The 24,957-nt window shown below is 30.9% G+C and carries 25 protein-coding genes, 1 pseudogene and 1 riboswitch; of the genes and pseudogenes, 16 read left to right on the forward strand and 10 right to left on the reverse strand.

The window, feature by feature from the left end:
• Positions 1 to 69: 69 nt before the first annotated feature.
• Entirely contained in the window at positions 70 to 522 is a 453-nt protein-coding gene (locus RCG18_RS13830; protein WP_308041835.1) for a cupin domain-containing protein, read from the forward strand.
• A 118-nt stretch (positions 523 to 640) separates the two neighbouring features.
• On the opposite strand, the gene RCG18_RS13835 is transcribed toward RCG18_RS13830, so the two are convergent.
• Genes RCG18_RS13835 through RCG18_RS13845 form a run of 3 tightly spaced genes read right to left on the reverse strand, consistent with a single transcriptional unit; the run spans position 641 to position 3,596 of the window.
• Positions 641 to 1,732, reverse strand: coding sequence for an XdhC family protein (locus RCG18_RS13835; RefSeq protein WP_308041836.1), 1,092 nt, complete (start codon positions 1,730 to 1,732; stop codon positions 641 to 643).
• 47 nt (positions 1,733 to 1,779) lie between these two features.
• Positions 1,780 to 3,081: a DUF4179 domain-containing protein gene (locus tag RCG18_RS13840; protein WP_308041837.1), complete on the reverse strand. Its 1,302-nt coding sequence runs from the start codon at positions 3,079 to 3,081 to the stop codon at positions 1,780 to 1,782.
• Positions 3,081 to 3,596 carry a sigma-70 family RNA polymerase sigma factor gene (locus RCG18_RS13845; RefSeq protein WP_308041838.1) on the reverse strand — a complete coding sequence of 172 codons (516 nt, stop codon included), beginning with the start codon at positions 3,594 to 3,596 and terminating at the stop codon, positions 3,081 to 3,083. The genes RCG18_RS13840 and RCG18_RS13845 overlap by 1 nt, the downstream gene beginning before the upstream one ends.
• 212 nt (positions 3,597 to 3,808) lie before the next feature.
• Here RCG18_RS13845 and RCG18_RS13850 point away from each other — a divergent pair.
• The 3 genes and pseudogenes from RCG18_RS13850 to RCG18_RS13860 all read left to right on the forward strand — a co-directional run.
• Positions 3,809 to 4,200 (forward strand): annotated as a pseudogene (locus tag RCG18_RS13850) (transposase); the annotation flags it as partial.
• Between the two features lie 66 nt (positions 4,201 to 4,266).
• Positions 4,267 to 5,411, forward strand: a protein-coding gene (locus tag RCG18_RS13855) for an IS3 family transposase (protein WP_308038585.1) whose coding sequence is annotated in 2 segments (ribosomal slippage) — positions 4,267 to 4,525 and positions 4,525 to 5,411 — 1,146 coding nt in all. Because the reading frame shifts where the segments join, the coding sequence is not laid out codon by codon here.
• A 181-nt stretch (positions 5,412 to 5,592) separates the two neighbouring features.
• Positions 5,593 to 5,733, forward strand: a complete 141-nt coding sequence (locus tag RCG18_RS13860; RefSeq protein WP_308041839.1) for a hypothetical protein — start codon at positions 5,593 to 5,595, stop codon at positions 5,731 to 5,733.
• Between the two features lie 62 nt (positions 5,734 to 5,795).
• Here the strand turns inward: RCG18_RS13860 and RCG18_RS13865 are convergent, their stop codons facing one another.
• The 6 genes from RCG18_RS13865 to RCG18_RS13890 all read right to left on the reverse strand — a co-directional run bounded on the left by RCG18_RS13865 (position 5,796) and on the right by RCG18_RS13890 (position 11,583).
• Positions 5,796 to 6,449, reverse strand: a complete 654-nt coding sequence (locus tag RCG18_RS13865; RefSeq protein WP_308041840.1) for a response regulator transcription factor — start codon at positions 6,447 to 6,449, stop codon at positions 5,796 to 5,798.
• Between the two features lie 22 nt (positions 6,450 to 6,471).
• Positions 6,472 to 7,107 (reverse strand): hypothetical protein, encoded by a 636-nt coding sequence (locus RCG18_RS13870; RefSeq protein WP_308041841.1) that lies wholly within the window; start codon positions 7,105 to 7,107, stop codon positions 6,472 to 6,474.
• Complete coding sequence (locus tag RCG18_RS13875; protein WP_308041842.1) at positions 7,107 to 8,513, reverse strand: HAMP domain-containing sensor histidine kinase; 1,407 nt, start codon at positions 8,511 to 8,513, stop codon at positions 7,107 to 7,109. Before RCG18_RS13875 ends, RCG18_RS13870 begins: the two co-directional genes overlap by 1 nt.
• An 83-nt stretch (positions 8,514 to 8,596) precedes the next feature.
• On the reverse strand, positions 8,597 to 9,667 hold the full coding sequence (locus RCG18_RS13880) for a hypothetical protein (protein WP_308041843.1): 1,071 nt from the start codon (positions 9,665 to 9,667) through the stop codon (positions 8,597 to 8,599).
• An 11-nt stretch (positions 9,668 to 9,678) separates the two neighbouring features.
• Positions 9,679 to 10,704: a phosphodiester glycosidase family protein gene (locus RCG18_RS13885; protein WP_308041844.1), complete on the reverse strand. Its 1,026-nt coding sequence runs from the start codon at positions 10,702 to 10,704 to the stop codon at positions 9,679 to 9,681.
• 102 nt (positions 10,705 to 10,806) lie between these two features.
• The gene (locus RCG18_RS13890; RefSeq protein ID WP_308041845.1) at positions 10,807 to 11,583 is read right to left on the reverse strand and encodes a M15 family metallopeptidase; all 777 of its coding nucleotides are present in this window, start codon (positions 11,581 to 11,583) and stop codon (positions 10,807 to 10,809) included.
• Positions 11,584 to 11,870: 287 nt separating this feature from the next.
• On the opposite strand from RCG18_RS13890, the gene RCG18_RS13895 reads away from it, so the two are divergent.
• From RCG18_RS13895 to RCG18_RS13925, 7 genes are read left to right on the forward strand one after another with little or no spacing between them, the layout of a single operon-like run.
• On the forward strand, positions 11,871 to 13,295 hold the full coding sequence (locus RCG18_RS13895) for a CheR family methyltransferase (protein WP_308041846.1): 1,425 nt from the start codon (positions 11,871 to 11,873) through the stop codon (positions 13,293 to 13,295).
• The gene (locus tag RCG18_RS13900; RefSeq protein WP_308041847.1) at positions 13,292 to 13,780 is read left to right on the forward strand and encodes a chemotaxis protein CheW; all 489 of its coding nucleotides are present in this window, start codon (positions 13,292 to 13,294) and stop codon (positions 13,778 to 13,780) included. Before RCG18_RS13895 ends, RCG18_RS13900 begins: the two co-directional genes overlap by 4 nt.
• Positions 13,781 to 13,796: 16 nt before the next feature.
• A complete protein-coding gene (locus RCG18_RS13905) occupies positions 13,797 to 15,845 on the forward strand; it encodes a methyl-accepting chemotaxis protein (protein ID WP_308041848.1) in 2,049 nt (682 codons plus the stop codon).
• A gap of 17 nt (positions 15,846 to 15,862) precedes the next feature.
• Positions 15,863 to 16,444, forward strand: coding sequence for an Hpt domain-containing protein (locus tag RCG18_RS13910; protein WP_308041849.1), 582 nt, complete (start codon positions 15,863 to 15,865; stop codon positions 16,442 to 16,444).
• A gap of 26 nt (positions 16,445 to 16,470) precedes the next feature.
• Entirely contained in the window at positions 16,471 to 18,078 is a 1,608-nt protein-coding gene (locus RCG18_RS13915; RefSeq protein WP_308041850.1) for a response regulator, read from the forward strand.
• 17 nt (positions 18,079 to 18,095) lie between these two features.
• Positions 18,096 to 19,127 (forward strand): chemotaxis-specific protein-glutamate methyltransferase CheB, encoded by a 1,032-nt coding sequence (gene cheB, locus RCG18_RS13920; protein ID WP_308041851.1) that lies wholly within the window; start codon positions 18,096 to 18,098, stop codon positions 19,125 to 19,127.
• 37 nt (positions 19,128 to 19,164) lie between these two features.
• Complete coding sequence (locus tag RCG18_RS13925; RefSeq protein WP_308041852.1) at positions 19,165 to 20,544, forward strand: diguanylate cyclase domain-containing protein; 1,380 nt, start codon at positions 19,165 to 19,167, stop codon at positions 20,542 to 20,544.
• A gap of 6 nt (positions 20,545 to 20,550) precedes the next feature.
• Here RCG18_RS13925 and RCG18_RS13930 read toward each other — a convergent pair whose 3' ends face one another.
• A complete protein-coding gene (locus tag RCG18_RS13930; protein WP_308041853.1) occupies positions 20,551 to 20,847 on the reverse strand; it encodes a hypothetical protein in 297 nt (98 codons plus the stop codon).
• Positions 20,848 to 20,909: 62 nt separating this feature from the next.
• Between RCG18_RS13930 and RCG18_RS13935 the strand changes: the two genes are divergently transcribed.
• From RCG18_RS13935 to RCG18_RS13955, 5 genes are all read left to right on the forward strand, one after another.
• Complete coding sequence (locus RCG18_RS13935) at positions 20,910 to 21,371, forward strand: hypothetical protein (protein WP_308041854.1); 462 nt, start codon at positions 20,910 to 20,912, stop codon at positions 21,369 to 21,371.
• Positions 21,372 to 21,451: 80 nt separating this feature from the next.
• Positions 21,452 to 21,560, forward strand: a riboswitch (TPP riboswitch).
• A gap of 97 nt (positions 21,561 to 21,657) precedes the next feature.
• The gene (gene tenA, locus RCG18_RS13940; RefSeq protein ID WP_308041855.1) at positions 21,658 to 22,317 is read left to right on the forward strand and encodes a thiaminase II; all 660 of its coding nucleotides are present in this window, start codon (positions 21,658 to 21,660) and stop codon (positions 22,315 to 22,317) included.
• Between the two features lie 6 nt (positions 22,318 to 22,323).
• Positions 22,324 to 23,076 carry an ABC transporter ATP-binding protein gene (locus RCG18_RS13945; RefSeq protein WP_308041856.1) on the forward strand — a complete coding sequence of 251 codons (753 nt, stop codon included), beginning with the start codon at positions 22,324 to 22,326 and terminating at the stop codon, positions 23,074 to 23,076.
• Entirely contained in the window at positions 23,073 to 23,813 is a 741-nt protein-coding gene (locus tag RCG18_RS13950; RefSeq protein ID WP_308041857.1) for an ABC transporter permease, read from the forward strand. The genes RCG18_RS13945 and RCG18_RS13950 overlap by 4 nt, the downstream gene beginning before the upstream one ends.
• Complete coding sequence (locus RCG18_RS13955; protein ID WP_308041858.1) at positions 23,813 to 24,832, forward strand: ABC transporter substrate-binding protein; 1,020 nt, start codon at positions 23,813 to 23,815, stop codon at positions 24,830 to 24,832. Before RCG18_RS13950 ends, RCG18_RS13955 begins: the two co-directional genes overlap by 1 nt.
• Positions 24,833 to 24,957 lie beyond the last annotated feature (125 nt).

Raw genomic sequence — 24,957 nt, forward strand, 5'->3', positions numbered from 1 at the left:
AAACTAACTTTCGGTAAAGTAACACTATAGCAAAGAAAATTAAAAATTATATAAGAAGGAGAGATAATAATGGAAAATATAAATGCACAAGTAATTGAAGAACTAATAAGAAAAATTATAAATGAAAAGTTAGGACAAACTAATCCAGAGTTCGAAAAACATAGAGACCCTAGTGGAATTATGTCTATTAAAACAAGTACTGTAAAACCAGAAAAGTTTGATACAGGAAAAGAAGGAGACAAAGTTTTATTAAAAGATGTTTTAACCCTTGAAGAAAGTCCAAGACTTGGTTGTGGAATAATGGAGATGGAAGAAACAAGCTTTGCATGGACTCTAAAATATGACGAAGTAGATTATATAATAGACGGAACATTAGAAATAGATATAGATGGAAGAAAAGTTGTCGGAAACAAAGGAGATATAATCTTCATTCCTAAAAATTCCTCAATTCATTTTACTGTTCCAAATTATGCTAGATTTATGTATGTAACTTATCCAGCAAACTGGGCAGAGACAGAGTAAAACTAATAAATAAAAACTCATCATTAAGTTAATATGATGAGTTTTTATTTTCAATAATATTAAATAATTGTAGCTTGTATAGTGAAACTAACTTTCGGTCTAGTACCCCTATGGTGCTTTAAAAATCAAAACGCTCTATAACTACATTCATAATTCCGCCGCATACCATGCCTGCTTCTTCTGCAACATCTCCTGTCATATCTATGTTTTCAGTTTGATATGCAATATTGTTTCTCAGCATATAACGAGCAGTATTTATTACCGCACCTTCGCTGCAGCCGCCTCCGATGCTTCCTAAAATTTCACCTTGAGAACCTATAAGCATTTTTGCTCCTTCTTTTCTTGGTACAGAGCCTTTAGTAGAAACAATTGTGATCACTGCCTTTTGTGTATTTTCTTCTCTGCTGAGTTTTGTCAATACATCTCTGTCAAACTCAGGCCAGTTGGTTTTTGAAGTTTTTATAAGGCCTGTGCTTCTGTCAACAAGTCTTCTATATTGAATAACCTGTGATATAATTGAAAAGGCTATTTCCTCAGGTGTAACTGCACCAATCTCAAGGCCTATAGGGGCATTAACTTTATTTAGTTTTTCTTCAGCATAACCTTCACTTAGCAATTGTTCCATAACACCTCTAACGCGGCGCTTTGAACCGATCATTCCAACATAGGAAGTGCTGTACTTCAATGTTTGTCTAAGACAGTCCATGTCATGTCTATGACCTCTAGTTACAATAACAACAAAGGAAGATTCATTTAAGTTAATGAGATCAAAGCACTTTTCAAAGCTTTCACAAATTACATTTTCAGCATCAGGAAACCTCTGTTTATTTGCAAAGGAGGGTCTATCATCAATAACAGTAACTGAAAATCCTGCTTTAGCACCGAATTCAACTAAAGGCTTAGCAATATGTCCACCACCTAAAACTATTAGATTAGGTTCAGGAAAATAGGGTTCAATTAAATATGTTTTTTCCTCAGAAATTTTAATAAATTGAAGATTACCAGTTTCTAAGGCATATTTAGCTTTTTCATAGATTATTTCATCAGAATTAGATGTTTTGCTATATTCAAGTAAACTTTCTTGTGTAAAAAGAATTTTGTTTTGAGAAGAGCTCATATCATTGTGACTGTTATCTAAGATCGTAACCACAACTGCTCTTTTCCCAGCATTAATTTCCTCCAGCAAGTTTTTATAGATATTTGTTTTCATATTATTTTTCCCCCTGTAAAACTATAATAGTTAGATTATACTATAGATTAATTTGAAATTATATCTACAACTTCGTTATAATTTTTTCTATAAAGCATACGTTGGACATTTAGTTCTAAATTGTTACCTGTTCCGATAAATTCTAGGGTTCTAGTGTTTATATTAGAGTTTTTATTAGTATTCTCTGGAGTTGTTTTATTAAGTTCCACTATTTTCCCATCCATTAGCATAGTTACTTTTGTTAAAATTACGTCTGATTCTGAGGCTAATGTAACATAAGTATTTCCATTAGCTTCATATATTTTTCTTATTTCTATATTTTTACCTTCTATATTAATACTTTCATTTTGCTTATCTTTTTTTAACTTAAAATTTTTATTTATAATATGCTCAGAGGTTAAGGCTGAAAATTGAATTTGGAGCTTTTTAAAATTATTTGGCAAAGGCTCAAAGTTATACTTAAAGGTAACTCCGTCAATGTTTGAAGCAAGTTCAGCCTGTTGGGTTTCGATAACTTTTCCATCAGCAATTAATTTTATATCTAAGCTGCTAGGTGAAAATTTAATACCACGGACTCTGTCTATAGCTAATTCTATTATATTTTCAACCTTTCCCTTAATTAAGGTAGTTGTAGGCGAAGCACAAATATATTCAAAACGAAGATTTAGGTCATCTGTTTTGATATTTTTATGCAGGAATTTTTTTGTACTGTGTCCCATAGCTTTACTTTTATCTAATGTAAAAGAAATTTTGCCAGCTTCACTTTGATTATTTTTTTTAGAAACTATATTTAAAACTAAATCTTTATCAAATCTATAAGGGGGGGCAAAGGTAGAAATATACTTTATTTCTGTTCTCGTATCATTGATATTTCCATAAGAACTATCGGACATATAATCCCTGAACTTTCCCTTTAAGTCTATAAGAGCGGGATCAATTGATGCATTTTCAATATTTCCTTTATGGTTTCTTAGTGTATAAAAGGCTAAAAGTTTATTGTCATCTAGCATTATTCCATCTAAAGTAAAAGTTAAACCATTTTTAAAGGTTAAGCTCTTACCTATAGTTTGACCTTTTCCTAGTTCATTTAGCTTTTTTAAGTTTGCATCCATTAATTTATCATAGCCTGTAAGTTTTTCAGTATAAAAACCTAAAGTATTAAAATTGTATCCTATTAATATTAAACAAATAAAAATAGCGGCTGCTTTTATTTTAAAACTTCTACTAATTCTTATTTTTTTATTCTTACCATCAAGTGCAGTTCTTAATTTATTTTCTAAAGCTTCAGGAACTTCTAGTTCATCAAGTTCCAGTTTATTTTTACTTAATAAGTTTTCAATATTATCCACTATTCTTCACCTCTAAAGCTTTCTTTTAGCTTTTTAATACCATTAAATATACGAGATTTTACTGTTCCGACAGGTATATTAAGTATTTTTGCTATAGTTTCATTATCTAAGTCTAAGAAATAATGAAGTTTAATTACCTCTTGATACTTTTCTTTTAGATTTGATAAATGCTTCTGTAGTATAATCTGTTCATTTTTTTTATCAAAACTTTCCTCATAAGGTACCTCTTTAACAGAAGCTAAGGGAACATTTTTTTTATTTTCTCTTAAAAGTTTTTTGCAGCAGTTTACTAAAATGGTTTTACTCCAGCTGTAAAAAGCATCATGATTTTTTAATTTGTGTATATTTTCATACAAGATTACAATAGTGTCCTGCAGGGCATCTAAAGCATCTTCTTCATTTTTCATATATAAATAAGCAAGTTTATAAAAATCCTTCTTTTGCGCCATTATAAGCTGCACTAAAGCTTCTTTATCACCTTGTTTTGCCTTTTTGATTAAAACTTCTATATCCATTTAGCACCTCGATTCTATATATAAGAGTATTAACCTGTGGTAAAAGTTCATTTTTTAGGATAAAAATAAAATATTTTTAATATATGCAACAAAACCCTTTAACTCTACTACATTTACAATAGCATTTTTACAATATTTATCGCTCACTTTTTTAATTAATTCAGTTATCATAAGCATTTGCGTGACAAAGAAATGTAAATATATCCGGTCCTAATGGAGAAATCATTAGTTATAACTTATCTGAAAGACCAACTTTCCATCAAACAACCGACATGCTTAAAAAGGCATTTGAAAAGATTCCTGATGGTACAGATTTGATACTCCATTCGGATCAAGGATGGCAATATCAGATGCGTGGCTATCAATACTTGTTAAAGCAAAAAGTCATAAAACAGAGTATGTCACGTAAGAGGAATTGTCTCGATAACTCAGTTATGGAAAACTTCTTTGGCCTATTAAAGAGTGGCTATTTTATTTACAAACTTTTGAGTCAATAAACCAGTTTATCAGAGAATTGGAAGATTATATAGATTACTACAATAACAAACGTATTAAAAGCAAACTAAATGGACTGAGTCCTGTGCAGTACAGAATCCAGTCCCTAAAATGGAAATGGTATAATAAAGTAGACACCAAGATAAGAGAAAAATGTGAAAAGGTGGTCTGCTTTATGAGAAGAAGTTATGATAAACAATTTAAAATTGCAGCTGTTAAGTTAGTACAAGAAGATGATATGTCTGTTGCTGATGCAGCAAAAGCATTATCTATTCATTATAATTCCTTATATCGGTGGATAAGTGAATATGAAGAATACGGAGAGAGTGCATTCCCAGGTCATGGAACTGCGCTCTATTCGTGTCAGTATGAAATAAAGAAGCTGAGACAAGAAAATAATGAGCTAAAGAAGGAATTAAAACTATTAAAAAAATACCAAGCCTTCTTGAAGCGAAAGAACAAGTAAGATTTCAGTACTTGAAAGAAAACCATGATAAGTACAATATCAAGAAGGCGTGTAAAGCATTAAATGTATCACGAGCTGGATATTATAAATATTTAAATCATAAACCTTCAAAAAGGGATATACAAAACGAAGTGTTAAGTAAGGAAATAAAACAAATTTTCGAGGAAAACAAAGGTAGATATGGTTCAATAAGAATTGCTAAAGCTCTAGAACAGAAAGGAATTCATGTTAATAGAAAAAGAGTGTCTCGTCTAATGAGAAATATGAAACTTTTCCCTAAAGGATGTCGTTATCGCTATAAACATTATAATCAAAAAGTAAATGCTGTTGAAAGACCAAATTTATTAAACCAAATCTTTCAATCCGATGGCAGAAATAAAATCTGGGTTGGTGATATTACTTATATTCCAACGAAAAAAGGCAACTTATATCTTGCAGTGTTTATAGATATATATTCAAGAAAAGTTGTTGGATGGTCTATGGATAATCGAATGAAAGAAACTCTTGTAATGGGTGCATTTATGCAGGCATATGGGAAGGAGCATCCTAAAAACGACCTAATTGTACATACAGATCAGGGTTCCCAATTCACAGGAGGAAGATTTCAAGCATTATTGAAGAAGTATGGAGCTGTTCATAGTCAAAGTAGAAAAGGAAATCCGTATGACAATGCAGTAATGGAATCTTTCTATAGAACTATAAAGAGAGAGCTTATTCAGGACGCTCATTACGAGTCACCTGAGCAAGCTCAAAAAGAAATCTTTAAGTATATTGAATTATATTATAATACTAAGAGAATGCATTCTTCATTAGGATATCTCTCTCCATCCCAATTCGAAGAATTGAATTCATAAAATTTACTTAACTTTGTGTCTACAAAAGCTGGACAAGTCCAAAAATTGCGTGATAGTTTTGTCTAATTTTTGGGGGTTAGTTCAAAATGCTCTTTTAGTTAAAAACTTTAACATAATCTTGATTGATTTATGCACATAATAGGTGTATAGTAAAAGTGTTAAATGAAAGAAGGTGAAAAAATTGAATAAGAAATCAACATTAATAACATCTGATGTTATTGAGGAATGTCTATGTGAATCACTTGATATTCTTGAAAAAAGAACTATATCTATTGAAAAGAATACTCCATCACATAGAAGAGCCCGAAAGTCATCGAAGTAGCATCTCAAAACAAGGCTTTTTTTATTTTTTTGATAAAATAATGATATATATTTACTTCTATTTTAGCCTTCAAGCCTATAACCAACTTTAAAAACTGTCTTTATATCATTTTTGAGATTTAGCTTATCCCTAAGTCTTTGAACGTGAATATCCACAGTTCTAGTTTCACCAACATAGTCAAATCCCCACACTTTCTCAAGAATTTGATCCCTGGAAAGAGCAATATTTTTATTTTGTAAAAACAGCATTAAAAGGTCAAATTCTTTATAAGTTAATTCAACTAACTCTCCATCTAGCTTTACTATTCTTTGGTCCTCAAATACTTCTATATTTTTAAAGGTAAAATTTTGCGGTAATGCATCATATCTTCTTAGCACAGCTTCTATTCTAGCTATAAGTTCTATTATTTCAAAAGGTTTCACTATATAATCATCAGCACCTAGACGCAATCCCTTAACTCTATCCAGTACTGATTCTTTAGCAGTAACAAATATGATGGGTATGCTTTTATTTCTAATTTGAGATATTAGAGTAAAGCCATCAATCTTTGGAAGCATTACATCAAGGAGAATAAGGTCAAGGCTTTTTTCTTCTACAAGCTTTTTTGCAAGGTAGCCATCACTAGCCTTATATACTTTATATCCTACAATCTCAAGATTTATAGATATTAGATCACATATTGCTTTATCATCCTCTACTACTAAAATTTTTTTCATAATCATTTTTCTCCCGTTCAATTTATTGTAATTGTCTATCTAATTTTTCAAAGCTAACAACTATTTTATTGACTAGGTCAATAGTTACACGGTATTCTTTCATATGGTTTTTACTATTGTATAATATAATATCCCTATAGTTATTTAAATCATTACTTGATTGTGGAGTAATTGGATAGTCATTAACATCAATTTCTAATTGTTTAAGCAAAGGGGTTAGTAAATTTGTAATTTCTAAATTTGATAGTTTAGCTGCTGTATCTTGGTTTAAGTTTGAGTTGTTAAACCATTGGAGTCGCACAATATTGCCAGTAGATGAGTCTAAAATGCATTCATAAAACATTTTTCCAGAATCTTTAACCCAGTTTATTTGCCACTGTAAACTACTAACTTTAACATTTCTAACAAGCCTTATATTTTCTGTGAATTGTGTTCTATCTATTTTAATATTTAAGCCTTTATCGAATACATCTAGTGCCTTTTTTATAGCGTTTTCTCTAGTAAGTACATTAGATGTTTTAGAACTAACAACTTGCTCCCCTAAAACTGTTTTTTCAGAATAAAGTTTGTCCTCATAGTAATTTAAAACCTTAGTATAACCTGTTAAAGGAACAACTGTTAAGAATATTAAAAAAAGAATTATTAATGATTTTTTCATTATATATTTTTCTCCTTTAAAAAACTTATAGATACCTCTGTACCTTTATCCGGCTCACTATAGATAGATAGCCCTAAGTTATGTGCAATACATATTTCCTCACATATAGCTAGTCCTAAACCAACTCCGCTTTTAGCTCTATCCCTAGCCTTATCTACCATATAAAAAGGTTCTTTAATTTTATCTAAGTCTTCTTTAGGTATGCCAACACCATAATCTTTAAAGGTCAATTGATATTTGAATGAGTTTTCCATAAAGTTACCTTTGATTTTAATAACTCCATCATTTTCGGAAGCTTTTATTGCATTATCTAAGATGTTTATAAAAAGAACAACAATAAGCTGCTTATCACCAGATATTTCTGTATCTTTTATGTCAAATTCAATCTTTAAATTTTTATTTTCTATTTTATAGCTTAGGCTAGTATAAGCGTTTACAACGCAATCCTTTAAAGATAGTTTTTCAACACTTAAATTCTCTTGCTTAATTAGTATAAGTTTTAATAGAGTAGAATTAAGCTTTTCTAGTCTTTTAGATTCAGAATTAATATAATTTAAGGCTGTGAACCTAATATCTTCATTTATATTCCCCTTTATTAGCAAGTCTGAATATCCAATTATAGAAGTGAGGGGAGTTTTAAGCTCATGGGTTAAACTATCAATAAACCTTTGTTTAGCACTGTTTAAATCTTTTAGTTCTTCTATTTTGTCCTCTGTAGCTTGAGCCATTATATTAAAATTTTCGGCTAAAAGACTTACCTCATCATTTTTATTTTTGATTTTTACTCGTTTTGAGTAATTTCCATAAGCTATTTCTTTAGAGGCTTCACTTAGTTTAGATATAGGCTTTGTAGTTCCTTTTGCAATTAAGTACATACCAAAGGCTAGTAAAACAAAGACTACCCCGTCCAGCATAAAGAAAAGTTTATAATTTTTTTGCCTTTCCACGTAAATAGGATCAATGTCTTTTGTTAGTATAAGCTTGATTGTATTGCTTTGTAAAACAAATTTAGAACTAACAAATAAATAGTGTTTTTTATTAATTTTCCTAACAATAAAAAGGCGTTCATTTAACTTTGCATTATTTATTTCATCTCTAGTTGTAGGTATAGTTTGATTTAATCTAGAAAAAAGCAAGTTATTATGGTCATCATATAGCTCTAATCCATCTTGAGCTATAGAATCATTGCTAATGTATCCCGTCACAACTAAAGTCAGCCAGTCCTTGAGCTGTTTTTGTGAAACAGGTTCTATACTTTGTTTTGAATCTGTATTAAGATAAATCGTACCCTCTATTACTTTATGCTCATCAATGGCAGCCTTTATAGTTCTATCAAGACTTCTTTTATGAATATTTTCTATGATAAATATTCCAGCACCGTTGAATATTATTAAAAACAATGTCATTGAGTAGATAAATATCCTCTTCCAAAACTTCATTTTTTCACCTTTCTACTAGTTATTTTTAGAATATATTTTATATTTCTGATTTACTTTAATGGGGTTACAATAAGTTTTTCTTCATAGGATGAGAGTATTTCGCTGTCATTTATAGTTATAAAATTACCTTCAAAAGTTACTTTAGTTTTATCTTGAACATTTTCGGCAGTACCTTTTAAATTATCAATTACATACATCTTGCCAGAATTCAATATATGCAAATTCTCTGATGAAATAGGATTTTCAAGGTTTAAACTATCCCAATTATTTTCCACAGAAGTTTCATCAAAATTCTTTTTTAAGATTTTTGTAATCATATTATTTTGTAATTCTCCAATAAAAGCAGTATCACTTTTATCAACATAGAGAAGCTTGAGGTTTTCACAGCCAGGAACTTTTATTTCTCTGTTTTTAGATTTATCCGTGATATATATCTTGTTGTCAGCAAGATTTTCATATATTAGCTCATCCTTTTGTTTTACAACAAAAAAGTTTCCTACTTTGGTTGTGTTAATGTCAAGTTGGTTCATGCCGCTTGATATATCAAGTCTTTCAAGAGAAGCTGAAGTCTTAAAATTTGAAACTTTAAGATACATAATAGTATTCATTGTATTTAACTCAATTTCAGATACAACTGAATTTGATGTTGGTAATTTATAAACTTCACTTTCGTTATTATAGTTTAAAGCTTCTTGTTTAGAGTTATTTTTAGGGTTATAGGTATATATTTTCATACCTGATTTATTATTTTCTATTGTCTTTTCAGAGATAATCAGTTTATCTTCAGTGTTATGCCATTTGAAATAATAATTTTTTAAATCTTTGTCTAAATTTAATGAGTTTTTGCTTCCATCAACTAAATTAATTATACTTAACTTTTTTTCTGAATAATAGGAGCAATATTTCCCGCTGGGTGACAAGGTAATATTTTTAGCATCAGGTTCAATTTTAATTTCTAAGTTAGCTGGTGCAACAGACTTTAAGTTTACTTCTTTAAAGGTAAGTTGTGTATCGTTTGTAAAATAAAAGTTATTTAAATAATATAATATTGTAGTTTGTACTAAAAATGATATTATTACAAATAAAAATAGTATAATAGGTTTCTTCATAATATTTCTCATAATCCTTCTCCTTAAGACTCAACATATACTATGTTAGGTATAGCTCTTTCTCCAGTAATGCTTGAAGGATTATTTATTATTTCATTATTATAGTACATAGTTGTGGAGCCACCTCCATCAAGGCACATTGCATTTATAGCATCAAGCTTAAGCATAATATTTTGTACATCCTTTAGTGTAGCCCCTAGTTTTAGACCTTGTCTTCCATCAATGGTGAGTAATATTATACTGCCATCCTTTCTTTGCCCTATTGCTGTTCTAGGATTCATACCACCTAGAGAGTTTTCTGAAATAAAAGGTTCACCATCAACAATAAGCGTTGGTGAAAAGGATATAGCCTCCTGTATATTTTTATTTATAAGATCCTTTGTGGTAGCTGGTCCTACGTACATATGACCTTTATTATCTATACCAAAAACACAGCTTTCTTTAATATCATAATTCTCTTTTTCTTTCGGATATATTATATTACCTTTAGAAATCATAATGCCGCTAGGTATTCCACCTGTACCGCCTGTTTGGCCATTTGGAGACACATCTAAAAATCCGCCTCCGTTTATTGCGGCAAGAGCATTATAATGTTTAGCCATTTCGGATACAGTCTCACCTGTACGTCCAAGTTTTGAAGAATATCCAACCTTCACCTTTAAAGGATCCTTTATTATTAAAGCAATGCCATCAAATTTGCTTGTATTTATATCTAATCTTTGTATAGAACTATCAGTATTTTTTAATTTAATCTTGTCATTCTTTGAAATATCATGGTCTGGTTGAGTTGAATTTAATTCATCATTATTTTCCTGAATTATTTTTTTTATATCAGAATCATTAAAAAAGGCCTTTGCAATATAGGAATGATTTCCTGTAGCCATAGATAATCCTACTATCGTATTTCTTACTTTTTTAAATGGACCATAGAAAGCATAAAAAGGAAATGTAATAGCTGTAAATATAAGTTCCAATATTAAAAATAAAGCAAGCTTTTTAAAAAGGCTTGCTTTATTTGTTTTATTATCTTTCGTTAGTTTATTTTTCATTTTATAGCCTCCTTCGATTAATAAAATAATACTAACCTTTGAAGGTATCAAAATTGCATATTACTTGTTTCAAAGTTGTAAAATCATTGTATCAAAAATGTTTTATTGCACTTTATTCAGATATTCTTCCAACGTAATATGTTTTTGTGATATTTCGGTGGCTTCGGAAATACCTACATATCTTAAATGCCAAGGTTCATAATTATATCCAGTAATATTTTCCTTGCTCTTTGGATACCTAATTATAAAACCGTATTTATAGCAATTGCTTTCAAGCCATTTATAAGCTTGAGTTTTGTCGAAGCCTGCATCTAAAGAAGTATATTCATTTGATAGTACATCCATAGCTAGGCCTGTCTGGTGTTCGCTTGCCCCAGGTTGTGCAACATATTTATCTGCTTCTTTGCGTCCAGCAGCAGATACTTTGTTATTATAAAGCCTTTGTTGATAGTAATAATCCCTATAACCAGACACAGCAAGAAGAGTTACTCCATCTTTCCTTGCAGCGGTAAATAAACTTTCTAATGCTGCTGCTGCAGTCTCATCCATCTTTTTTACATTAGGGTCAGCATAGGAAATAAATCTTACATTTGGGACCTTTAATGATTGGGGTATGTAGCTTTTCTCTAATCTATTGCTTCGATTTACTAAGAAATTACCTTTCGTTGAGAGATTTTTAGAAGAAGCAACAGCTACAGAATTTTTTGAAGTACTAGAAGTATCACTTTCAGTAGTTAGCTTTTCCTTTTCAGTTCCTTTTGTCTCCTTTATGTTTGATTTATTAGTTTGTATAGTGTTTATAGAAGCAATGGCTTTACCGAAACTTATTGTAGTAACTAAAACTAAGCCTAATAATAAAATCCTTAATCTTCTTTTCATGTTTTTCACACTCCTTTTCCTATACACAAAGTGTAAAGGAGGAGTGTTTCATAGTTCTCTATTAGTTGTTTCAAAGTTGTAAGGTATTAGTAAAGTTAATTTTCATAGGTTTAGAGTAAAAATAACGTTATTCTAAACATATTTAGGTAATTTGTATTTTAAGTACTCATAAAGTTATCTAATATAATTAAATATACGTAGATAACATATTTTCATAAATTTTGGTATAATATTTCTATGCGTTAAGCAGACATCCTAAATTTTAAAAATTAAATATGAGGTATAAAATGAATGATAATATTCCAAATACTGTAATCGAAAATATAAGTAATTTTATTGAAAAAAAATTTGGATTATATTTTTCTAAAGAAAGATTTAAGGATTTAATGAGAGGTATATCTTGTGCTGCAAAGCAAAAGGACATTGACTTAGAGAAGTATATTGATTTGATACTTGAAAATAGAATATCTGAAGAGGATATTAAAATTTTAGCTTCCTGTCTAACTATTGGAGAAACTTATTTTTTTAGGGATAAAAGTTTATTTGAAATAATGAAGCAAAAAATATTACCAGACATAATTAATAGTAGAAAGAACTCTAGCAAGAGCTTAAAGATTTGGAGTGCAGGATGTTCTTCTGGTGAGGAAGCATATTCAATAGCCATATTAGTTAAAGAGCTTATTCCAGATTATGAAAATTGGAATATAGACATAATTGCTACGGACATAAACTATAGATCTCTTGGTAAGGCTAGGGAAGGTATATATGGAGAGTGGTCCTTCAGAGGGGTGGATTCAAATTTAAAAAATAAGTATTTTGACAAGGTTGAAGATATACGGTACAAGCTCAAAGACAGCATAATGGAATTGGTAAAGTTTCACAGTCTGAACTTAGCGGACCCGAACTACATAGTAGATGGCAAAATTATAAACAATGTTGATATTATATTTTGTAGAAATGTTCTTATGTATTTCAGCAGACCTCAAATTAGCCAAATAATAAACCGGTTTTATAACATTATTGCAAACGAAGGGTGGTTAGTTGTAGCTCCTACTGAAAGTATGTTTGTCAATGATACTGATTTTAAATCTGTTAACATTAATAATATGTTTCTATTTAACAAAGATATAGCGCAAGATAATTCAGTTAAAATTCAGGATAATCACAGCTGGCTAAAGAGTTTTTCAAGAGTAAAGGAAATTAAAACAAATTTTGTACATAAGTATATTTATAATAAAAACAAAATAAAAGATTTTTTTATTGAGGAAGAAAGAAATTCAAATAAATTACTTGGGAAAGAAACAGTTATTACAGAAGATTTCGAATTGTTATGCCGCTCTTCTGCAAATGAAGGCAATTTTGAAGAGGCTCTTAAATGGTGCGAAAAAGCTATTTCATCAGATAAAATAAATCCCTATTATTATTACCTTCTTGCAAGTATTCAACAAGAGCAGGGAAATATTGATGAAGCAATTATATCTTTAAAGAAATCAGTTTATTTAGATTCAGATTTTATTATGGCCTACTTTAATTTAGGTAATTTAAAGTTAAAACAGGGTAAACATAAGGAGGCATATAAAAGCTTTGAAAATGCAGGCATGCTTCTTAATAAGTTAAGTGAAGAAGATATAGTGCCCCATTCTGAGGATATGACAGCGGGAATGTTAAAACAAATTATCAGTAATATAGAGTTTCAGGGAGAACTTGTATGAATAGATATGATAGTGAAAAGATGAGCGAAAGCATAGAAATTATTGAGTTTTTACTAAATAATAATAAATCCAGCGAAAAGTATGCAATTGAAGTTTTATATGTAAGTGAAGTACATTCTGTGAGAAAGGTTACTATGCTTCCCTGTACTCCAGCTTTTATAATAGGTATCATAAATTTTAGAGGAAAAATAATATCTGTAGTAGATATTAGAAACTTCTTAGGATTTTCGTCAGAACCTATTGATGCAGAAAATGTAAGGAAGGCTATTGTGGTAAAATTAAATGATATAGAGATTGGTATAGCAGCAGATGCTATTTTAGGCTGTGATAAAATTTGCACATCAGAAATACAGAAAAATGCTTTACCATCAATAAATTTTAAAAATAGCCATATTAAGGGATTGACGAAGGGGAAAAGTATTGTTCTAGATATTAAAAATATAATGATGGACGAAAAAATCATTGTTAATGAAGAAGTGGTTTAAGGAGTGATATATAGACATGGAAAAATTAAGGTGGTTTAAGGGTTTAAGAGGAAAGCTAACTATATATTTTTTAATACTTTCTATTATACCATCTATAGCTATAGGTGGTATAAGTTATGCTAGCTCAAAAAAATCCTTAGAGAAAGATGCTCAGTCTCAATTGGCTTTTGTAAGAGATTCAAAGAAAAGAGAGATAGAAGACTACTTGAAATCTGGTTTAAATAGAGTTTCATACATGGCACAAGAGCCAATGACCATAGAGGCCATGATGGAGTTTAGCCATACAACAGATCTTGGAAGCAGCACATATAATGGTGTATATCAAAAATATAATGCTACATTTGCTAATTTTATTAGTAAATTAGAGAATGGAGATGTACTTCTTGCAGATGCAAAAACTGGTACTGTGCTGTATTCTACACTTAAAGAAAGTGATTATGGCACAAATTTAATATCTGGGCCTTACAAGAATACAAATGCTGCAAAGGCTTTTGAAGCAGCTAAAAATAGTAACGATAAAAATTTTGCCACTATCACAGATTATGAACTTTATGCTCCTTCAAATAATAAGCCAACTGCATTTATAGCAGCGCCAATTTTTAAAGGAGATGAAAAAGTTGGTATTCTTATTTTTAAGCTAGGTACAAGTAAAATAGACGAAATTGTTTCTAATAATAATAAGTGGGAATCATTAAACCTTGGACAAAGTGGAGAAATAATTTTAATTGGACAAGACTATAAGGTAAGGAACAACACTAGATTTTTAAGTGATGAGAAAGATGAAAAGATAAAGGTGGCTAAGAGTACAATTCTATTGAAAGAAATAAGAACGGCAGGAACGAAAGACGTACTGAAAGGCAATACAAATATTAGTACATATATAGATTACCATAATATAAACTCTATTGTTGCATATGCACCATTAAATGTGGACAATTTGAAATGGGGTATACTAGTTGAAATAAATTACGATGAAGCATTTCAATTAGTAGATAAATTACAGAATCTAACGTTAATTATATTAGCAATTACATTAATTGTTGTAATAGTTTTTTCTATTATTCTATCATCACACATTGCAGTACCCATGATAAAAATGTCAAAGGCTGCAGAGCAGATAGCTAATGGTGACTTGACAGTAGAGCTTCCTAAAAGAAAGCGTTCAGATGAAATAGGAATTTTAATGGATTCTACTAATGATATGTTTCATGCCCTTAGAGAGCAGACAAAGGAAATTATCAATGTTGTAAATGTACTTTCATCCTCTGTAAGTGAGATCACAGTTTCACTTACTCAAGTAACTTCAGGAGCTGCAGAAACCTCATCAGCTGTTAGCGAAACTACAGCAACCGTTGAGGAAGTTAAACAAACTGTATATTTATCAAGTGAGAAAACTAAAAATGTTTCAAGCAGCGCAAAACAATCTCTTGAAATATCGCAATCAGGAAGTAAAGCAACGGAAGATACTTTAGAAGGAATGAGAATTATTAACAATCAGATGCAGGAGATTGCAGATAGCATAATAGCCCTAAGTGAACAAACTCAAAACATAAGCGAACTTATAGAAAGTGTTGACAACATATCAGAACAATCAAATATTCTTGCAGTAAATGCTTCAATAGAAGCAGCTAAAGCAGGGGAGATGGGTAAAGGGTTTTCAATAGTAGCTCAGGAAATTAAAAATTTAGCAGAGCAGTCAAAGCAAGGTACAAAGCAAGTAAGAAGCATATTAAAGGATATACAAAAAGCTACGAATACAGCGGTAATGACAACAGAAAAAGGAATAAAATTAGTAGACATGGGAATGGGTCAAGCGAATGAAGCGGGCAATGCTATACACAAGCTTATGGAAAATATAAATTTATCTGCTCAAGCTGCTATTCAAATAGAAGCTTCCAGTCAGCAGCAGTTAGTTGGTATGGATCAAGTAGCAATTGCTATGGAAGGTATAAACCAAGCCAGTATTCAAAATGTTGATAGTATGAAGCAGTTAGAAGAAGCAACTCGCGGTCTTCAAGAAATGGGATATAGACTTAAGCAGTTGACGGAAAAGTATAAAGTTTAGAGAAAGAGAGGATAGGAATGAATACAAATGATGCTGAATTTTTAAAGAAGCTTCGATCTACCTTTAAAATAGAGGCCTATGAGCATGTAAAAACTATCTCTTTGTTGCTGCTTGAGTTAGAAAATAAACCTACGGAAGAAAATAAAACGGCTATTGAAACTATATATAGAGAGTTTCACAGCCTAAAGGGGGCAGCTAGAGCAGTAAATATTAAAGAAATTGAAACTATCTGCCATACACTTGAAGGCATATTTTCAAGTGTAAAAAAAGGAAAGTTAATTTTAAATTTGCAGATGTTTGATATATTTAACTCAGCATTAGACACTGTAGAAGATATTTTGGCTATGCCTGAAGATAAGATTAAAGATATTTCAAAAATTATTGAAGATCTCTCTAAAGTTGAGTCAGGAAACTTTGAAAATAGAGGGTTTAAGGAATTTAAAAACAAAGATATAAGCAATAATATAGATATAAAAAGTATTTCCCAAGAAATAAAAATAAAAGATGTTGAGATTTCTGAACCTAAAAAAGTAATTGATAGAATAGAAGATAAAAAAACACAAAATGATGATGTCATAAGAATTTCAAAAACAAACTAGATACTCTGCTGGTTCAGGGAGAGGAAATGCTTTATGCAAAGCTTTCAGCTGCACAGAGGGCTAGAGAAATTAAAGAAATAAATACATTATTTCAACTATGGAAAAAAGAAAAGAATGATAGCTGTATTGAAGTATTGGAAAATAATATTGGAGCTTTGATGAAGCTAGCGGAAAATGACGCTAAAACCATAGAAGGCATGATAGATACTTTTATAGAAGATGTAAAAGATATAATGCTTCTTCCTTTTTCATCAATAATAGAAATCTTTCCTAAGATGGTAAGGGATTTATGTAGGCAAACTAATAAAGAGATTGAGTTTATAAAAAGCGGGACAGAGATAGAGGTTGACAGGCGCATACTTGAGGAGATCAAGGATCCTCTGATTCATATAATAAGAAATTGTATAGATCATGGAATAGAGAAGTTAGAGGAGAGAAAAAAATTAGGAAAGCCTTCAAAAGGAACAATAAGCCTAAATATTACCCCAATGAGCAGTGACAGGGTAAAAGTTGAAATTTCCGACGATGGAGCAGGAATTGATATTGATAAAGTTAAGGAAAAGACTGCTAAAGAAACGCTTTTGGCAGAAAAAGAACTTAAGAATATTGAGGATGAAAAGGCTGCGATGCTTATTTTTAAATCAGGAATCTCTACTAGTGATATAATTACAGATATTTCTGGAAGAGGCTTAGGACTTGCTATTGTATATGAAAAAGTACAAAAGCTTGAAGGCACTGTGACTGTAAAAACCCAAAAGCAAAAGGGGACTACCTTTACTATAATACTGCCTATAACTATTTCTTCAAATCGAGGAATAATTATAAAAGCGGCTAAAACTTCTTTTGTAATACCAACAGGAAAAGTTGAAAAGGTCATGAGAATTGCGAAAAAAGAAATAGAAGTAATAGAAAATTCAGCTACAATACTAGTTGATAACTGCATTATTCCTATCTTTAAATTAGAAGATGTACTGGGGCTTAAGAGTAGGTCAGTAGAGGAAGCTTCAAATAATTCTATTTCAATTTTAGTTGTAGGCCATATGGAAAGAAAAGTAGCCTTTAGCGTTGATGAAATAGTAATGGAACAGGAAGTATTGGTGAAAAGATTTAATAAACAATTAAAGAGAGTTAAGAATATTTCAGGGGCAACTATCTTAGGTTCTGGGGAGGTCGTTCCAATACTAGATGCTCAGGATTTGATAAAATCTTCTCTTAAATATGGGAATAGATCTTCCAGTTTTACTGATACAAGTTCAAAAGATGAAGCTCTGAAAAAGTCTATTCTTGTAGTGGAGGATTCAATAACCTCAAGGACACTCTTAAAAAATATTTTAGAGAACAATGGATATTTAGTGACAACTGCTGTTGATGGTTCTCAAGGATGGAGTTTATTGAAATCTGAACAATTTGATCTTGTAGTTACGGATGTTGAAATGCCTGTAATGGATGGATTCCAGTTAACTAAAAAGATTAGAGAGGATAGTGAAATTTCTGAAATGCCAGTTATTCTTGTAACATCCTTAGAATCTAGAGAGGATAAGGAGAGAGGCATCGATGTTGGGGCAAGCGCATATATTGTTAAGAATGACTTTCAGCAGGGTAACCTGTTAGAAATTATAAAAAGACTTATATAAATAATGGAGTGTAGAAAATGATTAAAGTACTTGTTGTTGATGATTCTCCTACTATAAGGGAGATAATGAAAGACATACTGGGTTTAGATAAAGATATTGAGGTAATAGGAGTTGCTTCTAATGGAGAAGAGGCATTAAGGTTTATGGAAAAAAATAAACCGGATATTATAACTATGGATATAGACATGCCTAAGATGAATGGCTTTGAAGCAACGAGAAAAATAATGGAAACAACTCCTGTACCTATTGTGATAATAACTGCACTGTTTAACTCTAAAGACATAGATAGAACCTTTCAAGCAATGGAAGCAGGAGCAGTTTCAGTAATCGAAAAACCTGCAGCAGTAACAGGAAGTGAGTTTGATAAGGAAGCACAAAATATTGTTCATATGATAAAGCTGATGTCAGAGATAAAGGTGATAAAACGTAAAAATATATATAAAAACAGAAAAACAGGTTCTTTAGAGAATTGTAAGAGTAAAAATGGCTTATCAAGTATAAAAATAGCGGCTATTGGTGTATCTACAGGAGGACCTCCTGTTCTTCAAAGCATATTTTCTAAACTTCCTTCAAACATTAAGATACCTATACTTGTGGTACAACATATAACACCTGGTTTTATACAAGGACTTGTTGATTGGCTTTCAGGAGTTACAGAATATCCTATACATATAGCAGTTCATGGAGAAAAGATACTGCCAGGACATATTTACTTTGCACCAGATGGATTCCATATGGAGGTTAGAGGAAACGGAAAAATATTTTTAAGCGATTCTGAAAAGGAAAATGGATTGAGACCAGCAGTGTCTTGTTTATTTAGATCTATTGCACGTCACTATGGTAAAAACTCTATAGGAATTCTTCTAACAGGTATGGGAAAAGATGGAGCAGAAGAATTAAAGTTGTTAAAGGATATAGGAGCAATTACTGTGGCACAGGATAAAGAAACTTCCATAGTTTATGGTATGCCTGGAGAAGCGGTGAAGCTTGATGCTGCTACATATATTCTTCCCCCAGAAAAAATAGCAGAGCTGTTTGGAAGGTTGTAACTTTTGTTAGTGTAAATTAAGGAGGCTAATGTCAAATATGAACAAAGAAATAGAGATTTTAGTTGTAGAGGATAGCTTAACACAAGCGGAACAACTTAAATTTATTTTAGAAAAAAAAGACTATAAAGTAAAAATAGTGAATGATGGGCTACAAGCTTTAGAGTGTATTAGCGAGTCTATACCGGCTTTGGTTATAACAGATATACTTATGCCAAAGATGGACGGATATGAGTTATGTCAAAAAATTAAAGAAGATGATCAGTTAAAGCATATCCCAGTTATACTGCTTACATCATTATCAGATCCTATTGATGTTATAAAAGGACTTAAGGTAAAAGCAGACAATTTCATAACAAAGCCATATAATGAACATTTTCTTGTTTCACGTATTCAGCATATGCTCATCAATATTGAATTAAGAAAAAACAGAATCAGTGAAATTGGAATTGAGGTATTTTTTGCAGGAGAAAAGCATTTTATTAATTCAGAAAGAATACAGATAATAGATCTTCTTCTCTCTACTTTTGATAATGCTGTACAAAAAACCAAAGAGTTGGAAGATACAAATAAGGAATTAAAAAAGGCCTTTGGAACTATAGGAAGACTTGAAAGAAATTATAGGGCAATTTTAGAAAGTAACACAGACGCATTGCTCGTAATTAATGATGATAAGGAAATACTATATCTTAATCCAGCGGCTAAGAAATTGCTTGGCAAAAACTATGAGGAATTAATAATTAGCATATTGGATTTTGAGGAGATTAAAAATGGCGTAAAAGAAGTTACAATAAATTATGAAGAGGGTAATCAAGTCATTGGAGAGATGTGTATTTCAGATACGGATTGGGAAGGAAAAGAAGCCTATCTTCTATCAATTAGAGATATTACAGAACAGGTGCATCTTAGAGAAAAATTAAGAATTCAATCAATTACAGATGAACTTACAACCTTATATAATAGAAGAGGTTTCTTAAGTTTGGTTGAACATAAAGTTAATTTTGCAAAGCGTAATAAAAAAGGAATGTTACTATTCTTTATTGATGTAGATGATATGAAATGTATAAATGACACACTGTCTCATAATCATGGAGATTGCGCGTTAGTTGGAGTATCTAATATTTTGAGAGATACTTTTAAGGAAAATGATGTTGTTGCAAGAATCGGCGGAGATGAATTTGCAATTTTATCTATGGATGTAAGTGAGGAGGATGCAGAAAGATTTATAAATAGGCTTTTAAACAATCAGAAAGAGTATAATGATAAAAGTGATTATCCTTTTAATATTTCCATGAGTGTAGGAGCTGCATATTTTGATCCGGAAGATCCAATGAGCATTAGCGAATTAATGGCTAGAGCAGACAGATTAATGTATAAAAATAAAAATTGCAAGGACAGAACACAAGACTATAATTGTTAAATATCTTTAGTCTACCCTTTTTGTTATTAAATCTTGAAGATTGGATATAATCATATTCTTTTTATTTAAAGAATTTTTTATAACTTCAATTTCTCTTTTCAACTTAATATTTTTGCTGTGTACATTACTTAATTCTTTTTCCAGACTTTTGATTTCTATTGTTTTGTTTTCTATTATTGAGGTATACATATTGTCAATAGTTTCTTTTCTCTGGAAAAAGGTACCGCAATATTTTATGAGAGATAATAGTAACCTTTTTAGTGTTTTTAAGCATTTTATTATATTTAAGTAAATTTTATCCATATTTAGCACCTCCTATAGTGTTATTTTATACTTAATTTAACCATTAAGGCAAGGAGAAAAACATGAGTGAAAAAGATGGCTTGTTGTCCAAGCTTATAAGAACATATAATGATTTCAAAAATAGAAAGATAAATAATTTAGACAGCAGAAAAGAAAAACTGAAGTTAAAACTTAAAAGTGAACAAAGTGATTTTAATAATTTAATAAATGAAAAGGAAAAGCTAAAGGAAGAGGACAAAAATGTTGATTTAGTATTTAATTCACTAGTAACAATATTAAAATCAAGAGGAATAATATTTGATGTACCAAATAAAAATTTTCAAGTCAAAGAGTGGGATAATCTGTATATAAAAAAATCAGATAATCTGTATAGCTTCGCAAATAAAAATGGAGTATGTTTGTATGTGCTTGAAAAAAAATACGGTGACGTTATGGAGTATATAGTTAACAACTATTCCTATAGCATTGTAGTTATAAGGAAAAATCCGCACTCTTTGAAGGTGCAATTAAGAATTGTAAAGTAGAATGATTTTAGATGCTACTATTGACGTTGTCAACGTAGTGTAGTAAGATGACTTTGTAGGAAAACTTAATAAATTAAGATCATTTATCCCAGGGGGGCTGGTGTTACCAGCTGAGATTAAGAATGAAATTCTTTGACCCTATAACCTGATCTGGATAATACCAGCGTAGGAAGAGGTTTTATGTATTTGAAAAATACCTTTATAGTTTTAAAGATATAGGTACAAACCTCTAACTGGTTTGTGCTTTTTTTATTTTCAAAAATTAAAGAATTGGGGAGGCGTAAAGATGAAGTTTTCGGAAAGTTTATACGAAAGTGTTAAAGAAATTTGGGAATCCTATTATACTCATCCCTTCGTAAAGGGTATTGGTGACGGAACTTTAGAAGTAGATAAGTTTAAGTTTTATATGATTCAAGATTACATATACCTTTTAGATTATGCAAAGGTTTATGCGTTAGGTGTAGTAAAGGCAGATAGAGAAGATATAATGCAGGGTTTTTCAACTATGGTAAATGGAATATTAAATGGAGAGATGAGTATCCACCGCTCCTACATGAAAAGACTTGGGATTACTCAAGAGGAGATTGAAAATACAAAAGCTTCACTTTCAAATATTTCATACACTCATTATATGCTTGCAGTATCTCAGATGGGTGGCTTAGCAGAGCTCTCAGTTTCTCTACTAGCGTGTATGTGGAGTTATCAAGAAATTGGTAAAGTATTAAGTAAAAATCCTGGGGCAACAGAACATGAATTTTACGGAGAATGGATTAGAGGCTATATTTCAGAAGAGTATAAGGAAGGTACTCAATGGATCATAGATTTAGTAGATGAGCTTTCAGAAAACTTTTCAACAAAGGATAAGGAAAAGCTAAAGGAGATATTTATAAATACCAGTAAATATGAATACATGTTTTGGGACATGTCTTACAATAAGGAGATGTAACTCTTAATGTTAAAGTTTTTTAATGTTAATTTTAAATATAAGAATGATTCAAAGCTTCTTATAGATAATCTAAGTTTTAATATAAATAAGGGAGAATTCATAAGTATAATTGGTCCAAGCGGATGTGGTAAGAGCACTATATTTAGATTGATTTCAAGACTTGAGCAAAGCTCTGGCGGGGATATTTATATTAATGACAACAATGTTAAGGATATCGATAGCCCTATAGGATATATGCCTCAAAGTGACTTACTGATACCATGGAGAACTATTTTAGAAAATGCTTGTCTGCCATTAGAAGTAGGTGGCAAAAAGCAAAAGGATGCAAAAAAGAAGGCTGAGGAGTTTTTAGAAGTTTTTGGATTGGACAGCTATAAAGATAAGTATCCAAAGGACTTGTCAGGAGGTATGAAGCAGAGAGTTTCTTTTATTAGAACACTGCTTACCGGAGCAGAGGTTATGCTTTTGGATGAGCCTTTTAGTGCATTAGACGCTATAACAAAGATTTCTATGCAGGAGTGGCTTTTAAGTCAGTGGTCAAAGTTTAATAAGACCATACTATTTATAACTCATGATGTTGAGGAAGCATTATTTTTATCTAATAAGATATTTGTTGTTTCCGAAAAGCCTATTACCAAACTAAAGGAAGTAATAGTACCTGTTGGTTATCCAAGGGACAGGCATATGTTAAGCAGACCCGAAATATTGAGCATAAAAGAAGAGCTTGTAAATGAATTAAAGCAGAGGATTGAGCTATGAAGAAGTATAAATCATCAATAATTGTAGGTATTATATTTTTTATAATTTGGGAGGGGCTTGCAAGATATATAGATGCCATGTACATACTTCCATCACCTAGTAAGATTTTAGAAAAGATTTGGATACTAAGGAAAGAACTTTTCTTGATACATCTTCCTGCTACATTGTTAGTTACTTTTATAGGACTTATTATATCAATAGCTTTAGGAGTAGCTTTGGCTGTAGCAATGAATTTAAATGAAAATATAGAAAAGGCAATATATCCTATTGTAGTAGTAACGCAAACTATACCTATTACTACTTTAGCTCCAATATTTGTACTATGGTTTGGATATAGTATTTGGAGTAAGGTATTGGCAACTGTACTTATGACCTTTTTTCCTATAACTATAAATGTATACGACGGTCTTCGCTCTACAAAAAGGGAGATGGAGGAGCTTTTAATGACCTATGGAGCAAGCAAAATGGATATATTTATTAAACTGAAGCTTCCTTCAGCGATGCCTTATTTCTTTTCTGCTTTAAAAATAACAGTGTCCCTTAGTATGATAGGTGCTGCTATCAGTGAGTGGCTTGGAGCCCAGTCAGGGCTTGGGTATTTCAGCAAAAGAATGATGACTCAATTAGATGGAGCTGCAGTTTTTGCACCAATTGTAATTTTATCATTTGTTACAATGATTCTTGTTGCCATAATTAGTATATTAGAAAATAAAATAATAAAATGGAGGAATGAATAATGAAAAAGTTAAAGTATTTATCACTATTATTAGTATTTACATTTGTAACTTTCATGTTGGCTGGATGCGGAAGTAAACAAGCTGCTAGCAGCAGCCCAGAAAAGCTAGAAGAGGTAGATTTAGTACTGGATTGGTATCCAAATGCAATACATAGCTTTATATATGCAGCTATTGAAAACGGCTACTTTAAAGAAGAAGGATTAAAGGTGAATATTAAATATCCATCTAATGCAACAGATCCTCTAACATTAACAGCTGCAAACAAAGCAACTATAGGTATTTATTATCAACCAGACATAGTAATGGCAAGAGCTAATGAAAAGGTTCCAGTAAAATCTATTGGAGCAATAGTACATACACCGCTAAATGTAGTTATATCTTTAAAAGAAAAAAATATAAATTCACCAAAGGATTTGTCAGGAAAGACTATTGGATTTTCAGGAAATCCTCTAAACATAGAATATGTTAAAAGTATGATAAAAGCAGATGGAGGAGATCCAAATTCAATAAAATCAATAGATGTAGGTTTCGAATTACTTTCTTCCATGACAACAAAAAAAGTTGATGCTACTACAGGGGGACTTATAAACCACGAAGTTCCTGTACTTGAGCATGAAGGACACCCAGTAAACTATTTTGACCCAGCTAAATATGGAGTACCTAACTATTATGAAGAAGTTTTTGTTACAAGCGATAAGACCTTAAAAGACAAGCCTGAAACTTTAAAGAAGTTTATGAAAGCTGCTAAAAAAGGCTATGAGTTTACTAAGAATAATCCAGATAAATCCTTAAGTATATTATTAAATAATCAACAAAAGGACAACTTCCCGCTTATAGAAGCAGTGGAAAAACAAAGCATGAATGTGCTTCTTCCTAAGATGGAATCAAAGGATGAGCCTTTCTTATACCAGGATAAGAAGGTTTGGGAAAATAATATAAAATGGTTACAAGAAAAAGGTATGTTAAAAGGAGAAGTTAAGGCAGAAGATTGTTATGTAAATCTTGATGAGGTTAAATAAGGGTAAAAGCCTTTGCTAATGGAATATTAGTAAAGGCTTTTAAAAAATTAGAGGTATTGGATTACTTTTTACTATATATAGATAAACTAACTAGAAAGTTAACTTTTGGATAAGTAACTCTATAT

Source organism: Clostridium sp. OS1-26 (genome assembly GCF_030915445.1).
In the GTDB taxonomy this organism is placed as follows: domain Bacteria; phylum Bacillota; class Clostridia; order Clostridiales; family Clostridiaceae; genus Clostridium_AM.

What these genes read in the sequence shown, in the direction of transcription:
- RCG18_RS13830 (WP_308041835.1), top strand. Translation starts at nt 70, where the DNA reads ATGGAAAATATAAATGCACAAGTAATTGAAGAACTAATAAGAAAAATT.
- RCG18_RS13835 (WP_308041836.1), bottom strand. Translation starts at nt 1,732, where the DNA reads ATGAAAACAAATATCTATAAAAACTTGCTGGAGGAAATTAATGCTGGG.
- RCG18_RS13845 (WP_308041838.1), bottom strand. Translation starts at nt 3,596, where the DNA reads ATGGATATAGAAGTTTTAATCAAAAAGGCAAAACAAGGTGATAAAGAA.
- RCG18_RS13865 (WP_308041840.1), bottom strand. Translation starts at nt 6,449, where the DNA reads ATGAAAAAAATTTTAGTAGTAGAGGATGATAAAGCAATATGTGATCTA.
- RCG18_RS13870 (WP_308041841.1), bottom strand. Translation starts at nt 7,107, where the DNA reads ATGAAAAAATCATTAATAATTCTTTTTTTAATATTCTTAACAGTTGTT.
- RCG18_RS13875 (WP_308041842.1), bottom strand. Translation starts at nt 8,513, where the DNA reads ATGACATTGTTTTTAATAATATTCAACGGTGCTGGAATATTTATCATA.
- RCG18_RS13880 (WP_308041843.1), bottom strand. Translation starts at nt 9,667, where the DNA reads ATGAGAAATATTATGAAGAAACCTATTATACTATTTTTATTTGTAATA.
- RCG18_RS13885 (WP_308041844.1), bottom strand. Translation starts at nt 10,704, where the DNA reads ATGAAAAATAAACTAACGAAAGATAATAAAACAAATAAAGCAAGCCTT.
- RCG18_RS13890 (WP_308041845.1), bottom strand. Translation starts at nt 11,583, where the DNA reads ATGAAAAGAAGATTAAGGATTTTATTATTAGGCTTAGTTTTAGTTACT.
- RCG18_RS13895 (WP_308041846.1), top strand. Translation starts at nt 11,871, where the DNA reads ATGAATGATAATATTCCAAATACTGTAATCGAAAATATAAGTAATTTT.
- RCG18_RS13900 (WP_308041847.1), top strand. Translation starts at nt 13,292, where the DNA reads ATGAATAGATATGATAGTGAAAAGATGAGCGAAAGCATAGAAATTATT.
- RCG18_RS13905 (WP_308041848.1), top strand. Translation starts at nt 13,797, where the DNA reads ATGGAAAAATTAAGGTGGTTTAAGGGTTTAAGAGGAAAGCTAACTATA.
- RCG18_RS13910 (WP_308041849.1), top strand. Translation starts at nt 15,863, where the DNA reads ATGAATACAAATGATGCTGAATTTTTAAAGAAGCTTCGATCTACCTTT.
- RCG18_RS13915 (WP_308041850.1), top strand. Translation starts at nt 16,471, where the DNA reads ATGCTTTATGCAAAGCTTTCAGCTGCACAGAGGGCTAGAGAAATTAAA.
- cheB (WP_308041851.1), top strand. Translation starts at nt 18,096, where the DNA reads ATGATTAAAGTACTTGTTGTTGATGATTCTCCTACTATAAGGGAGATA.
- RCG18_RS13925 (WP_308041852.1), top strand. Translation starts at nt 19,165, where the DNA reads ATGAACAAAGAAATAGAGATTTTAGTTGTAGAGGATAGCTTAACACAA.
- RCG18_RS13930 (WP_308041853.1), bottom strand. Translation starts at nt 20,847, where the DNA reads ATGGATAAAATTTACTTAAATATAATAAAATGCTTAAAAACACTAAAA.
- RCG18_RS13935 (WP_308041854.1), top strand. Translation starts at nt 20,910, where the DNA reads ATGAGTGAAAAAGATGGCTTGTTGTCCAAGCTTATAAGAACATATAAT.
- tenA (WP_308041855.1), top strand. Translation starts at nt 21,658, where the DNA reads ATGAAGTTTTCGGAAAGTTTATACGAAAGTGTTAAAGAAATTTGGGAA.
- RCG18_RS13945 (WP_308041856.1), top strand. Translation starts at nt 22,324, where the DNA reads ATGTTAAAGTTTTTTAATGTTAATTTTAAATATAAGAATGATTCAAAG.
- RCG18_RS13950 (WP_308041857.1), top strand. Translation starts at nt 23,073, where the DNA reads ATGAAGAAGTATAAATCATCAATAATTGTAGGTATTATATTTTTTATA.
- RCG18_RS13955 (WP_308041858.1), top strand. Translation starts at nt 23,813, where the DNA reads ATGAAAAAGTTAAAGTATTTATCACTATTATTAGTATTTACATTTGTA.